This is a genomic window from uncultured Porticoccus sp. (assembly GCF_963975625.1).
In the GTDB taxonomy this organism is placed as follows: Bacteria; Pseudomonadota; Gammaproteobacteria; order Pseudomonadales; family Porticoccaceae; genus Porticoccus.
Genome location: NZ_CAXBHS010000006.1, coordinates 66542 through 80555, shown reverse-complemented (window position 1 = coordinate 80555; position 14014 = coordinate 66542). Strand labels below are relative to the sequence as shown.

13 protein-coding genes are annotated in these 14014 nt (G+C 55.6%); 5 read left to right on the top strand and 8 right to left on the bottom strand.

Features of this window, described 5'->3' with window-relative positions; genetic code table 11:
* The first annotated feature begins 195 nt into the window (after positions 1–195).
* Positions 196–576, top strand: a complete 381-nt coding sequence (locus tag AACZ64_RS07190) for a PA2779 family protein (RefSeq protein WP_293615310.1) — start codon at positions 196–198, stop codon at positions 574–576.
* Positions 577–614: 38 nt separating this feature from the next.
* A complete protein-coding gene (locus AACZ64_RS07185; RefSeq protein ID WP_293615311.1) occupies positions 615–1547 on the top strand; it encodes a PA2778 family cysteine peptidase in 933 nt (310 codons plus the stop codon).
* Between the two features lie 10 nt (positions 1548–1557).
* Here AACZ64_RS07185 and AACZ64_RS07180 read toward each other — a convergent pair whose 3' ends face one another.
* A complete protein-coding gene (locus AACZ64_RS07180; protein ID WP_339639825.1) occupies positions 1558–4710 on the bottom strand; it encodes a multidrug efflux RND transporter permease subunit in 3153 nt (1050 codons plus the stop codon).
* 26 nt (positions 4711–4736) lie between these two features.
* Positions 4737–5921, bottom strand: coding sequence for an efflux RND transporter periplasmic adaptor subunit (locus AACZ64_RS07175; protein WP_339639824.1), 1185 nt, complete (start codon positions 5919–5921; stop codon positions 4737–4739).
* Positions 5922–6228: 307 nt separating this feature from the next.
* Here AACZ64_RS07175 and AACZ64_RS07170 point away from each other — a divergent pair, with 307 nt between their 5' ends.
* On the top strand, positions 6229–6909 hold the full coding sequence (locus tag AACZ64_RS07170; protein WP_339639823.1) for a TetR/AcrR family transcriptional regulator: 681 nt from the start codon (positions 6229–6231) through the stop codon (positions 6907–6909).
* Between the two features lie 10 nt (positions 6910–6919).
* Here AACZ64_RS07170 and AACZ64_RS07165 read toward each other — a convergent pair whose 3' ends face one another.
* Genes AACZ64_RS07165 through AACZ64_RS07140 form a run of 6 tightly spaced genes read right to left on the bottom strand, consistent with a single transcriptional unit; the run spans position 6920 to position 10995 of the window.
* The gene (locus tag AACZ64_RS07165; RefSeq protein ID WP_339639822.1) at positions 6920–7696 is read right to left on the bottom strand and encodes a heme ABC transporter ATP-binding protein; all 777 of its coding nucleotides are present in this window, start codon (positions 7694–7696) and stop codon (positions 6920–6922) included.
* Positions 7687–8709, bottom strand: a complete 1023-nt coding sequence (locus AACZ64_RS07160; RefSeq protein ID WP_293615316.1) for an iron ABC transporter permease — start codon at positions 8707–8709, stop codon at positions 7687–7689. The genes AACZ64_RS07165 and AACZ64_RS07160 overlap by 10 nt, the downstream gene beginning before the upstream one ends.
* The gene (locus tag AACZ64_RS07155; protein WP_293615317.1) at positions 8709–9551 is read right to left on the bottom strand and encodes an ABC transporter substrate-binding protein; all 843 of its coding nucleotides are present in this window, start codon (positions 9549–9551) and stop codon (positions 8709–8711) included. The genes AACZ64_RS07160 and AACZ64_RS07155 overlap by 1 nt, the downstream gene beginning before the upstream one ends.
* Positions 9548–9961: a biopolymer transporter ExbD gene (locus AACZ64_RS07150; protein WP_293615318.1), complete on the bottom strand. Its 414-nt coding sequence runs from the start codon at positions 9959–9961 to the stop codon at positions 9548–9550. The genes AACZ64_RS07155 and AACZ64_RS07150 overlap by 4 nt, the downstream gene beginning before the upstream one ends.
* Positions 9958–10509: a MotA/TolQ/ExbB proton channel family protein gene (locus AACZ64_RS07145; protein WP_036859381.1), complete on the bottom strand. Its 552-nt coding sequence runs from the start codon at positions 10507–10509 to the stop codon at positions 9958–9960. The genes AACZ64_RS07150 and AACZ64_RS07145 overlap by 4 nt, the downstream gene beginning before the upstream one ends.
* A 15-nt stretch (positions 10510–10524) precedes the next feature.
* Complete coding sequence (locus tag AACZ64_RS07140) at positions 10525–10995, bottom strand: energy transducer TonB (protein ID WP_293615319.1); 471 nt, start codon at positions 10993–10995, stop codon at positions 10525–10527.
* Positions 10996–11497: 502 nt separating this feature from the next.
* Between AACZ64_RS07140 and AACZ64_RS07135 the strand changes: the two genes are divergently transcribed.
* Positions 11498–13570 carry a TonB-dependent hemoglobin/transferrin/lactoferrin family receptor gene (locus AACZ64_RS07135; protein ID WP_293615320.1) on the top strand — a complete coding sequence of 691 codons (2073 nt, stop codon included), beginning with the start codon at positions 11498–11500 and terminating at the stop codon, positions 13568–13570.
* A 26-nt stretch (positions 13571–13596) separates the two neighbouring features.
* A complete protein-coding gene (hutX, locus tag AACZ64_RS07130) occupies positions 13597–13995 on the top strand; it encodes a heme utilization cystosolic carrier protein HutX (RefSeq protein WP_293615321.1) in 399 nt (132 codons plus the stop codon).
* Positions 13996–14014 lie beyond the last annotated feature (19 nt).

Sequence of the window (14014 nt, the reverse complement as noted above, 5' to 3'; positions counted from 1 at the left end):
TTTGCCTGTGCCGGTTACATTCATTTGTCATGCAATGATCGATTTAACAGTTATTCAGTCAGAACCGGAGTAGGATGAAGGTGTTCCCTGAGTGGCCAGTCGGTATCGGTATGTCAGCCACGTTTCTACTATCTTTAAAGTATCCGCGCACTTCAGACTTGCAGCGGCCAATTCTTTTCAATAGGGAGTTCAAGTATGAATAATCAATCCGTTAGGCAACTGGTCTGCTACATACTGGTTTCCATGGTGATGTTCGCTGGATTGGTGAGTCAGTCCCATGCGGTGATGGTGGGTACCGATACGGTTGCCGCTGAGGTGGCTTCCGATCTGGGTCGTGAAGAAATCAAAGACCTTCTGGCTCGTCAGGATGTATCCGATAAACTGACCAGCCTAGGTGTTGATATTGCCGATGTCAGTGATCGGGTTGACTCAATGAGCGACGCGGAGGTCGCCGAGCTGAACCAGCAGATGGCCGACCTGCCTGCAGGGGGCGCTTTGGGTACAATCGCATTGGTATTGTTGATCCTGATTCTGCTTGATATTGCCGGGGTGACCGATATCTTCCCCGGTGTCTAAAATTGGCTCACAGTAGTCCGGCCTTTCAAAAACACGCGATGACCTCGCGTGTTTTTTTTCTGTGTTCTGTTCTGCTTTCCGGGTGTGTCAGCACGCCCCAGACAAACCAGCTGCTGGCGGGGCAAGCCGAAGACAGTTCCCGGCATGCGTCCCATCACATAGAGGGAGTGCCTTTTTTTCCGCAGAACGATTATCACTGTGGTCCCGCCGCGCTGGCTACGGTGCTCTCTGCATCGGGACTTGCTTCAGTGGTTCCCGACGACCTGGTGAGCAAGGTGTATGTGCCCGACAGAAAAGGCAGTTTTCAGGTAGAAATGCTGGCCGCTGCCAGATCTTACGGGCGAATCCCCTATATTATCGAACCCCGTATCGAGCATCTGATCGGTGAAGTGCAGGCCGACAACCCGGTGTTGGTGTTACAGAATCTTGGCGTCAGCTGGTATGAGGTCTGGCACTATGCGGTCGTGGTTGGTTACGACCTGAGCAGCGAAAAACTGGTGATGCATTCCGGTGAGAAAAAGCGGCGCATGACCAAGCTGGGAGTGTTTGAACAAACCTGGCGGCGCAGCGATTACTGGGGTGTGGTCCTGCTCAAACCGGGGATGTTGCCCCGGCAGGTGGACGAACAGAAATACTTCCTTTCGGTGGTCGACTTTGCGCGCAACAATCCTGCAGTGGACGTGGTGAAAGCCTATCAGGCAGGGCTGGGACGCTGGCCGGACAGCAAGATATTCGGGTTTGCCCTGGCCAACCTGTATTACGATATGGGCAAACTGCCGGAGGCGCTTGCCGGGTATCGGCGGTTACTCACCGTCGCCCCGGATTTTGCCCCTGCCTATAACAATCTCGCTCAATTGCTCTCGGAACTCGGTGAACACGCTGAGGCGATTGTCATGGCTGAACAGGCAGTGGCCCTGGGTGGGCCACACGCATCACTGTATCAGAAGACCCTCGACGCGCTTCGGGAGTGATCCGTCCGATTTATTCTGCGGGTACGTGGACTTTGCTGGTGCCTGACAGTTTTCTGAACAGCACATAGAAAACCGGGGTAAAGAACAACCCGAAAAACGTTACGCCTAGCATACCGGAGAAAACCGCAACCCCGATATCACTGCGCATTTCAGAACCTGCACCGGTAGACAGTACCATTGGGACTACACCCATGATGAATGCGAAGGACGTCATCAGAATTGGCCGCAACCGCATCCGGCTGGACGTCACTGCAGCGTGCCAGGTATCCATGCCCTTGTGCTCCAGCTCCCGGGCAAACTCCACGATCAGAATGGCGTTTTTGCTGGCCAGTCCAGCCAGCACAAACAGGCTGATCTGGGTGAAGATATTGTTGTCGCCACCGGTCAGCCAGAGGCCGGCCACTGCCGACAATACTGACAATGGCACAATACTGATCACCACCAACGGCAGTACCAGGCTTTCGTACTGTGCGGCCAGCACGAGAAAGACCAGCAACAGGCATAGAGGGAAAATAAAGATGGCGGTATTGCCGCTCAGTACCTGTTGGTAGGTCAGATCTGTCCACTCAAAGGTCATGCCGAGTGGTAGTACCCTGTCGAGGATTTTGCTGATGGCATCCTGGGCCTGCCCACTGGAATAGCCGGGTGCCGCATCACCATTCATGTCTGCCGCCAGATAGCCGTTGTAGCGAATGGCGCTTTCCGGACCGTAGCTCTCTTTCATTTCCAGCACACTTCCCAGCGGCACCATCTCTCCGCGGTCATTTTTCACTTTGAGGTTCAAGGCGTTTTCAGGGTTGGTGCGGTATTCGGCATCCGCCTGGGCAATCACCTGGTAGGTGCGGCCAAAACGGTTGAAATCATTCACGTACAGCGAGCCGAGGTAGACCTGCATGGTGTCGAAGATTTCCTTGATATCCAGGCCGAGCTGTTTTGCCTTGGTTCGGTCAAGATCGGCGTATAACTGGGGGACATTGATCTTGTAGTTGGAATAGACATTGACCAGTGCCGGGTCCTGCCATGCGGCCTGTTGAACACTGTCCACGACCGCGGCCAACTGCTCATAGCCGAGGTTGGCGCGGTCCTCGATCTGCAGCTTGAACCCGCCGGTGGTGCCGAGACCCATCACCGGCGGTGGTGGAAAAATTGCAATGAACGCTTCCTCGATACCGGCATATTGCATTTGCAGTCGTTCGGCGATGGCCGCAGCAGACAGTTCGGGCGAATTGCGCTGGTCAAAGTTTTCCAGTGTGACAAAAACGATGCCGGCACTGGCGCTATTGGTAAAGCCGTTCACCGAGAGGCCGGGGAACTGCACCGCATTGGCGACACCCTCTTCGGCCATGGCAATGCTGCCCATCTCCCGGATGACGGCTTCCGTGCGGGCCAGAGACGCACCATCGGGCAGCTGCGCGAAACTGATCAGGTACTGTTTGTCCTGGGGTGGAACAAACCCCTTCGGCAGGCCGCTGAAGCCAATAGCCGTCACGCCGATCAATACCAGATAAACCGCAAAAGACGTGGTTTTATGGCTCAGTAAACCGGCGATGGATGTGGAGTAGGCGCTGGACGATTTTTTGAAGCCCCGGTTGAACAACCGGAAAAAACCGCCAAACAATTTGTCCATGATCCTGGTTAGACGATCTTTGGGTGCATCCTGGCTTTTCAGCAGCAGCGCCGCTAGGGCAGGGCTTAGAGTCAAAGAGTTGAAAGCCGAGATGGTGGTTGAGATGGCAATGGTCAGGGCGAACTGCTTGTAGAATTGGCCGGTCAGCCCACTGATAAAGGCAATCGGCACAAATACAGCCACCAGAGTGAGCGAGATCGCAATAATCGGCCCACTGACTTCCTGCATGGCTCGATAAGTGGCCTCACGGGGATCCAGTCCCTCGGAAATGTTGCGCTCGACGTTCTCCACCACCACGATGGCGTCGTCCACCACGATGCCAATGGACAACACCAGCCCGAACAGTGACAGAGTGTTGATGGAAAAGCCGAACATCCACATCAGGGCGAAGGTACCGATAATCGATACCGGCACAGCCAGCAGCGGAATAATCGAGGCGCGCCAGGTCTGGAGGAAGACCACGACCACAATCACCACCAGCAACAGGGCTTCCAGCAGGGTTTTCACCACGGCCTTGATAGAGTCTTTGACGAACACTGTGGGATCGTAGACCACTTCGTAGTCCAGGCCCTCGGGAAACAGCGGCTTCAGTGTCTCCATGGTGCGCCGCACCTCATCGGAGATGGCGATGGCATTGGCACCGGGTGCCTGAAAAATCGGGATCGCCACAGCGGGTTTGTTATCCAGCATGGCATTGAGATTGTAATCGGCCGCCGCCATCTCAATGCGTGCAACATCCCTGAGCCGGGTGATCTGACCACTGCTGCCGGCATGCACGATGATGTCCGAAAACTCCTCCGGGGTTTCCAGTCGCCCCATGGCATTGACGGGCAGCTGTACATCCACCGGCTCGGCCATGGGTGCGCCGCCGATGATGCCCGCTGCCACCTGCACATTCTGTTCCCGGATCGCCGCAATTACTTCATTGGCCGAGAGATGGCGCTCGGCAATTTTCTCCGGGTCGAGCCAGATACGCATCGCATAATCGCCGGAGCCAAACAGGCGCACTGTACCAACCCCATTGACCTTGGCCAGTTCGTCCTTGACATGCATCAGCGCATAGTTGCGCAGGTAGAGTTCATCGTAGCGCTGATCCGGTGATACCAGGTGGACCACCAGGGTGAGATCTGGCGAGCTTTTCACGACCGTTACCCCGAGCTGCCGCGTCACTTCCGGCAAGCGGGGCAGGGCCTGAGATATCCGGTTCTGCACCATCTGTTGGGCGAGATCGGGGTCCGTGCCTATTTTGAAGGTGACGGTGAGGGTCATCCGCCCATCCGAAGTGGCCTGGGAAGACATGTAAAGCATGTTTTCCACGCCGCTGAGTTGCTCCTCAAGCGGCGTCGCCACTGACTCGGCAATGACTTTGGGGTTGGCGCCGGGAAAAGACGCATTCACGACCACTGAAGGCGGCGTGACCTCGGGATATTCGGAAATCGGCAACTGAAACATCGCCAGCATGCCGGCGATCATCACCATCAGGGAGAGCACCCCGGCGAAGATCGGTCGATCTATAAAGAATCTGGAAATATTCATGGCGGTCCTTCAGGGGAATATTGAGTCTATTCAGCTGTTGTGTCGGCAGCCTTGGGTTGGGCAGGTGTGGGATCGACCGGCATCCCCGGTCGAATGTGGGCGAGTCCGTTGATGACTACCTGATCGCCAGGTTGCAACCCGCTCAACACAACCCGTTGCCCTTTGTGATACTGGCCCAGGGTGACTTCGCGGTAGGCGGCGATATGGTCTTCGCCGACCACATAGACAAACTTCTTGTCCTGATTGGTGCCCACCGCGCCAGTGGGGATCAGCAATACCTCCATTTCGGTGGCTGCACCGAGTTGAACATTGGCGTACATGCCGGGTGTCAGGGCACCGTCGGTATTGTCAAAGATGGCCCGCGCCCGAATGGTTCCGCTGGAAATATCCAGTTGATTATCGAAGGCATGGACTTTGCCCCGGTAAACCCGGTCGTCGTTCGCCAGTGTCAGTTCTACCGGCATCGACGCGGTATTACCGGTGGTCCGGATTGATTGCAGATAGGTTTGCTCGTCCACATTGAATTCGGCATACAGCTGCTGGTTGGATACCAGTGTTGCCAGTACGGGCGCACTGCCACCGGCTTCCACCAGGTTGCCGACGGTGAGCTCTGCACGGCTTATCCGGCCAGAAAAAGGCGCCTTGATGTGCGCATACTGGAGATCCAGCTCCGTTCTTACCACGGCACTTTCGGCCTCCCGAATCATTGCGCTGGCCACCTGGTACTCATTTTTCGCCGCATCATAAATGCTGTCCGATACCAGTTTCCGCTCGACCAGCTTGCTGGCCCGTGCCAGCTCGTCTCGCGCCAGGGTGGTGCGGGACTCTGCAGAGGCAAGTTGCGCTTTTGCCTGTTGCACGGCGGCCTGGTAGGGCCGGGGGTCAATGACAAACAGTAGCTCTCCCCGCTCGACCAGTTGACCATCCTGAAACAATACCTGCTGAATCTCGCCGCTTACCCGGGGTTTTATCTCGGCGGTATTTACTGCGGTCAGGCGTCCGGCAAAGCGTGTCCAGAGGCGAACGGATTGCAGTGTTACCGCTGTAACGGGAACCTGTCTTGCAGGTGGTGCACCTGTTGCCGTCTCGTCACTGGAATAGCCCTGCTGTGGGAATGCGACGTAATAGAGGGTCGCCAGCAGGGCCAACAGTACAGCGGTGATTGCGCCCGCAGCAAAGCGAGGGTGCCTTTTGCCAGATGTGTCGGGCATGGTTGAGCTCCAGATGCAATGTGTTAAGCAGTCTCCTGCAGCAGCAGGTGGCTATTTATTACCTAACAGAGCAGCTTACATACCGGTCGGTATGCCCGTCAATTGCTGAAATCAAAATAGGTTGCCTGGGGCCTCGTTTTGTATTTGAGTAATTTATAAATATATTTCAACAGGTAAACGCAGTTACACCATCGTGGGTTTTCAGACGGCAGCGGTGTCAGGGGTTTTGCCAGCTGGCATGGGTTGCTGGGCAAACCGTTAGGTATCTATACTGTGAAGCCTGACTTCAACCTGAAAGATACCTGATATGTCGTTAACCGAAACCCGGGAGCGCCTGCTGGAAACAGCGCTTGAGCTGATCTGGCAGAGTAATTACAACAGTGTCGGTGTGAATGAAATCTGCAAACAGGCGGGCGTCACCAAGGGTGCCTTTTACCACCACTTTGATTCGAAGGCGGCACTGTTCTGTGAGGCTACAGCCTATTACTGGCAGGTGATAAAAAGTGATCTTGATGCGGTTTTTTCACCGGTCAACACCCCGCTCGAGCAACTTGAAAATCTGGTGCATTTTCTGTTTGTGGCGAAGATGGGCAATGATCGTGCGGGTATCCGGGGCTGCCCTTTTTACAATGCTGGGGCACAGATTGGCTCCGGTGACGAGAAAGTGATCGAAGCGCTCCAGCTGCTGTCTCAAACTGCGGTAAAATACAACCTGTCACTGGTAAATGCCTTGCAGTCAGCGGGGTATCTCGATGACGGTGTGGATGCCGAGCAAACCGCCAGATTGCTCTATCACTACATCCACGGCGTACTCAGTTATGCCCAGGTGCACAGTGATGACGAGGAAATCAAACGTGATCTGCCCACCGGTCTCTACCGGTTGCTGGCACTGAAAACGGACTACTGGTTTAGCGCCAGGCCCAACTGGGAGCCACAGCCGGGGGGTTCCCCTCTGGTCGGTGAGATACTGCTGCCAAGACTCAGGTAGCCGTATACGGTTATACAAAAACCGGGATGGATTCCATATGGCCGACCAGTTGTGGTCGGTATTCCCAGTGTGCCTCAATAGTATTCTGGGTGAGCACATCGCCGGGTTTTCCCTGTGCGGATAATCTGCCTTCCTTCATCAATACACAATGGTCGCAGTAGCGCAGCACATGGTTGAGATCATGCAGCACGGCGATGACTGCGTAACCGCGTTGGCGACATAGTGAGCGGGCCAGTGCCAGTATTCTGTGCTGTTGTTTGAGATCCTGTGCCGAGGTCGGTTCGTCCAGCACCAGCAGTGGGGGCTGTGTGGCCTGGCTCAATTGCAGTAACACCCTGGCCAGGTGAACTCTTTGCTTCTCTCCTCCGGACAGTGATGGAAACGCCCTGCCGATCAGGTGGTGGCAATCCGTGTCTTTCATCAAAGCGGCTACCTGCTGCCTGCCTTCTTGACGGGACAGGGAAAGTGGAATCATTCCCATGGCAACAATTTCGTCGGCGGTAAATGAAAAGCCGATCTGGCTGAACTGGGGAAGTGCGGCCAGGTGTCGCGCCCTGTCCAGTGGATCCCAGTGGCGTAAGGATCGCTGATAAAAAAGGATGTCACCGGCGACTGACAGAGCACCACCGATGGCCCTGAGCAAGGTGGATTTTCCCGACCCGTTTGGACCGGCGACCCCTACCATCATGCCCGTCTCGATACGCAGTTGCTCAACGGCAAGGTGTGGCATCTTGCCGCTTTGAGAGCGGAGATTGGTCAACTCAAGCATGGCGGGAACTAGCTCCATTGGCGTCGTTGCTGAATTAACAACGCCAGAAAAAAGGGCGCCCCCAGCAATGCGGTGACCAGACCCACCGGCAGTTCGGCTGGCTGTACCACGAGTCTTGCCATGAGGTCGGCCACCAGCAGGAGCAGGGCGCCGCAGAGTGCAGAGAGCGGGATCAGGCTGCGGTGGTCAGGCCCGGTCACCAGCCTTACCAGGTGCGGTACTACCAGCCCGATAAAGCCGATAATGCCAGCGTAGGCGACGGAGATGCCCACCCCAACGGCGACCAGAATAATCAGCTGCCGTTTGAGCCCTTCCACGTTGATACCGAGATAGCGGGCCTCACATTCTCCGAGTACCAGTGCATTCAGTGCGGATGTCTTCCTTTGGAATGCAATAGCCAGGGCAACAACGGTGAAAAATCCCAGCCACAGGTTTACCTGACTGGCACCGGCAAGACTACCCATCTGCCAGAGGCTCAATTGGCGAAGCTTTTCATCGTTTGAAAAGTAGCTGATAAAACCGATGGTCGCACCGGCAAAGGCGGAGATGGCCACTCCGGCCAACAACAGTACCAGCACGGAGGTGCCCTGTTTTGACCGGGACAGGCTGTACACCAGCATTGTGGTGAGCAGGCCGGCAACAAAAGCACTCACGGGCACGGCCAGAGGGCCCATGGAGGCGGGAAAGATCGCGATAGCAACAATAGCGCCGACCGCAGCCCCGGAGGAAACGCCGATAATACCGGGGTCTGCCAGTGGGTTGCGAAACAGCCCCTGCATCACTGCGCCACACTGTGCCAGCATGGCGCCGACAAACACAGAGAGCAGTAATCTTGGCAGTCTCAACTCAGTGATGACTACCCGCTGGTAATCATCCAGTATGCTCCAGTGGGTGCCGAACAGGGTATCGCACAGTGCCAGCAGGCTCTCTGTTGGCGGTAAATCCAGCGCGCCCTGCAATAGCGACAGCAAGCTGCCGAGGATAATCATGGCAACCAGCGCGATACCGGAGATCATAACGGGAAGTCGCATCAGTCCGCCTTTACTGCAAGGGTCAGTTGTCTGGCTTCTTCGATGGACGCCAGGCTCAGTCCCGCGACCAGTGTACTGCCATCAACGGCAATAATGTGCCCGGAGCGGGCGGCCCGGCTGTGCGCCAGTACCGGATTGCTTTTGAGAAAACTATCCAGAGCGCGGTCTTTTTCCTGCCCGGCGAGAATGATGATGTCGGGATCCATGGCCAGCAGGGATTCTGCCGAGACAGTGCGGTAATTGGTGAAATCGGCAACATTGTGGCCGCCGGTGAGTCGAATGAAAGCTTCGCCGGTGGTGCCGTGACCGGCCAGGCGAAGCTTTGTGGGATCTGTGGCCAGCAAGAAAGCGGCACTGCTGCCTGTTACTGGCTGGCTTTCCAGGGCGAGTAACTGTTGATCCAGCCTCGCCAGCAGGGGTGTCACTGTCTCGGTCAGGCCCAGCGGTTCGGCCACTCGCTGAATATTGTCACGCAACTGCTGTGGATGATCTGGAGAAGGCAATTGCAGCAAGGTGACGCCAGCCTGCCTGAGTGCATCAAGTGCGGGTGCCGGACCCATATGTTCACTGCCAATCACCAGCGTGGGTGACAGGCTCAGCAGGCCTTCTGCAGACAGGTTGCGGTGATAACCGACGATTTTAAGTGGCCGGTAATTCGGTGGCAGGTGGCTGGTGACGTCCACGGCAACCAGATACTTGTCTGCCCGCAGGGCAAAGATCAGCTCAGTGGCCAGCGCATCGGTGCTCACCAGCCTTGTGTCAGCCTGCGCCGTGACAGCAGCGCCAAATAATATCCCGGTCAACAGGGCTGACATCAGGGACGAGCGGGGGCATTTTTTCATGGTTTCGATTCCATCAGGATTTGGGTATCGGTCATCTGTCGTTCATTCAACAGCGCCAGCAGTTTGACCAGCGATTCCACGGATGCGCGGCTATCGGGGGCGACCGTCACAGGCCGGTTTTTGTCATCCAGCTGGGGCAAAAGGCGGGACTGAAATTCCTGCCAATGGTTGTAGCGCTGTTCGCCAATACCCCAGTGGGGCGAATCCTTATAGAGCGTGATCAGCAGCCGTTGAGGCCCTGCCGCCAGTTCGCTGGTAGCCTGGTCGGTATCCGGAATATTCACCGGCAGAGAGAGCAGTCGATGGTTGGCGGTAAGCAGCAGGAACACCACGACGATAAAGATGATGTCAATCAACGGGGTCAGTTCCAGGCCTGCTTCCAGCTTGATCTGGCGGGGCGAGCGAATCACGGCAGGGTACCCATCGAGACGCCATCGAGCTTCAGCAGTTGTAGATTGATAAACTGTTCAGTCCCACTGATCAACTGGTCGACCCACATATTGAAGCCGTGTGCGCCCACCAGTGCTGGCACCGCAATGATCAGTCCGGCGGCCGTTGTTTTCATGGCGATCCCCAACCCGCCGGCAAGCATGGCGGGCTCAATGGGGCCCCGTTGTTCCCCCAGGGTATCAAAGACCTGTATCAGTCCAACCACTGTACCCAGCAGTCCCAATAGTGGCGACAGCAGGGCGAGTATTTGCAGTAGCCGGATGCCGCTCGCCAGCCGCCGTTGGCGGTGTTGCAGCCACACGGCAGCAATTTCCTGCTGGATATGTTTTGGTTGTCCAGCATGTCCTGTCATGACGGTCAGGCTGTCCCGTCTGAGTTTGCCGCGCACGGTTGTGTAACCAATCACAACCAGCCGCTCTGTCAGGATGATCAAGGACAGTAGCGCACAAAGTGAGAGCGGATAGGCCATTGGGCCCAGTTGTTGTTCAAGCAGTGTCATCAGATTCATGGGACGTAGCAGGCATTACTGGTAGGTTGAATTTTTCAGGGCGAATTGCACCGGAACCCTGACCCTTGATGCGGCGCTCTTGCCATTTATCCGGTAAGGCATGAACTCCCAACTGGCAACGGCCTGTAGTGCGGCCTCGTCCAGTACAGCGATTCCCGAACTTTTGCTGACTGACAGTTGACGCTGTTCGCCTTCGTCGTCGAGCCAGATATCCAGCCAGACTGTGCCCTGCTGGCCCCGCTTGCGAGCAACTGTGGGGTAATTGGGCGGTGTAGGTGGCCTGGCGAACAGGGGTTCGGTGACCAGCGGCGCTGTGTGAATGCCCTGCTGTTTGGGCGATTCTGGCTGGCTAGCCACAATGCTTGCCGTATCGTCAAGCTGCTCTGTGTTGTCCCCCGTTGTGGCGGGTGGCCGCTTCGCTTCCGGTATTTTTTCCCGAAGTGGTTTTGTCTCTGCAGCGGACTCGACATTCGGTTCGGTAGTCACTTTGGGCTGCTTTTTTTCAGGTGTGTGGGTTACCACTGGCTCTGAAGCCGGGGACTGTCTGTGCTTAATAGGTTCAACAGCTTTGAGCATACTCTGTTCGCGGCGGAATGAGATCGACACCGCCACTGGCGCGGTGTGAAACGAGGATGCCGATTCAGCAGATGGCGCTTCTGTTGGCGGGAGAGTGATTGCCCAGCTGTGGGCAACCAAAGCCATCAAAAGGCTCCCGCTCCGCCAAAGCAGTGTTGGCCAGTATGTTTTCAGTGCTTTGCCCATAACCGAGATGCTTCAAATGTCAGTGGTGCCCATGGTATACAGTCGGACTCTTTTTGTAAATGATAATGATTCGTATTTACATTTGAGATTGGTGTGTGTAAATTGCTGTTCCCATAGTCAGGTAAGTAGTCAGGTAAGTAGTCGGGTAGGTTAATTTGGTTTCTTGCCAAAAGCGTCGCTATTCCGGGTGCAATTAGTGATGGGGAACAGTGATGGGGAATCCGTTATGAATGATTGTCAAAAACAGAAAAACTTTTTTTCAGTTGGCTGGTATCAACTGGGTCTGGTGCCCGCGTTACTTCTGTCGTACCCGGCGGCCACTGTTGCCGTCGAGGCCAACGACAATAGTAGTCAGTCTGCAGAATCTTCGGCCTTTGAAGTCGCACCAGTGGTAGTCAGTGCAACCCGGGTAGAGCAGGACATTGACGACGTATCTCGTGCCATTGTGGTGATAGACGAGGATGAAATAAGCACCATGCAACCCCAGTCGGTGGCGGAAATATTGCGCTATCAGCCAAATATTACGGTATCCGGTGGCCCCAGACCCGGCAATCAGTCGGTCAATATTCGGGGGCTGACCGGCCAGAAGGTGCTACAAACCATAGATGGGGTGCGTCAGACATTTGAGTCTGGTCATCGTCCCACTTACTTTTTGGATCCTGAGCTAATTCGTGATGTTGAAGTTCTCAAAGGGCCCACCAGCAGCCTGTGGGGTTCGGGTGCACTTGGCGGGGTAGTTTCCCAAAATACCATTTCTGCCAGAGATTTGTTGAAGCCGGGTGCCAATCTGGGTGGCCTGGTCAAATCGGGTTACAACAGCAACAACCATCAGCAAACCACCACCACGGCATTGGCCGGGCGAGTGGGTAATGTAGATCTGCTGGCTAGTGGTTATTACCGGGATGCCAATGACATCGAGCTCGGTAATGGTGACGCCCTGGCGGGCTCAGCCACGCGGGATCAGGGCGGATTGCTGAAGGCAGAATGGCAAATCGACGACCAGCAATCCCTGGCGATAAATTACCGCCGTGCCGAAGTGGAAGGCGGTGTGCCTTCCAATGGTGCCGCTAACCTGGGTAGCAGCAATTTCCTGATTGACCGGGATCAGCGAACGACCACCTGGTCAATGGAATATCACCTGGATACCAATTCTCCCCTGGTGAACAGTCGGCTGCTGGCCTACAGAAACAAGGTGGAAATGGATGAGTCCAGGGTCAGTGATGGACGCTACGATTCCACTGAACTGGTGGTGCGGGGTATTAATCTGAACAATCTTTCCATGATCGGTGATATCGCGCTGCTCTACGGAATCGATGGTTATCGAGAGGAATTCGATGCTCGTCGGGGCGGCATAGACCGCCCTGCACCTCCGGATGCGGAAACCGACGTCTGGGGCGCATTTGTACAGGCCACCGTACCGCTCTCGGAAGCCTGGAAACTGGAACTTGGTGTCCGTTATGACCGCTTTGAAACCGAGGCTAAGAACCTCAATGCTGACAGCAGTGATAGCGATGTCTCCCCATCGATTGCTGTCATCTGGCAGTCATCGGACTGGTTGAAACTGACCCTTCGCCACGATCGGGCATTCCGGGCGCCCGGGGCAGAAGCCCTTTACAGTACGGGAACCCATTTCTGTATGTTCCCGGGATTTTGCAACACATTCCTGCCCAACCCGGATTTGAAGCCCGAACAAGCGGCCAACACGGAACTGCTGGCCAATATGCAATTCGAGAACCTGTTTGCCGATGACAGCCTGCGTATCAATGCCGCTGTTTTCCGGAACAAAGTGGATGATTTTATCGAACAGATCGTCACAGACCCTACCTTCTTCCCGGTGATGGACCCCGGCTACACCACCTGGGTGAATGTGGATGAGGCGGAAATAAAAGGCTATGAACTGAGCGCGGATTATCGGCTTGACCAGTGGCAGTTGAAACTGGCCTATGGCCAAACGCGGGGTGAGGACGATAAAACCGGAGATGATCTCACCAATATTCCAGCTGATACTTTCTCAGCTGACCTGAATTACCGTTTCGGTAACAGGCCATGGCTGGCCGGTGTGCGCTTTACCCATGCGGCCAGACAGGACCGTACCGACTATCCGGAGAACACGGCTGGTCAGGAGTACAGCGATTACAACATCACGGATCTGTATGCCAGCTGGCAGCCGGAAAGCCTGAACGGCGTGAAGCTTGATCTGACGGTTAACAACATCACGGACAAGCACTATCGGCGGGCCTGGGAAGAGCTCTATGAGTCAGGACGCGAAATTATCCTGACGGCAACTTACCGTTTCTAGTGGCGAGAGGGTGTGGGTAACTAACAATGACAGCGTGGGATGACAATCAGGGGATGCCGGGAAATCAGGCAGAAGCACTGCTCCGGCTATTGGCCGAGTGGGGCAATACAACGACCGTCATTGTACACGGCGGTTGTGTGTTCGAGTTCAAGGGGTCTTTTCCTGCCGGTAGCCTCGGCGAGGGTTACTACAATCTCGCCGGTGGCACTTCGGGGCTGCACGGGCACATCAATCTCGGCAGGATCCGGCAGGTGGCTTTCCAGGCGCGTCCCCACCGGGGCAGGGAAAGCTATGCTTTTGTGTTTCTGGACAAGGACAACGAACCCATTTTCAAGGTCTTTCTGGGCAGGGATAACGACGGCGCGTTATTTCCCGACCAGGTGGCCAAATTTCATCGTATTAAAGAGCACCGCTCGGTGCAGTGACGAATGTCAGGAGAGCAGA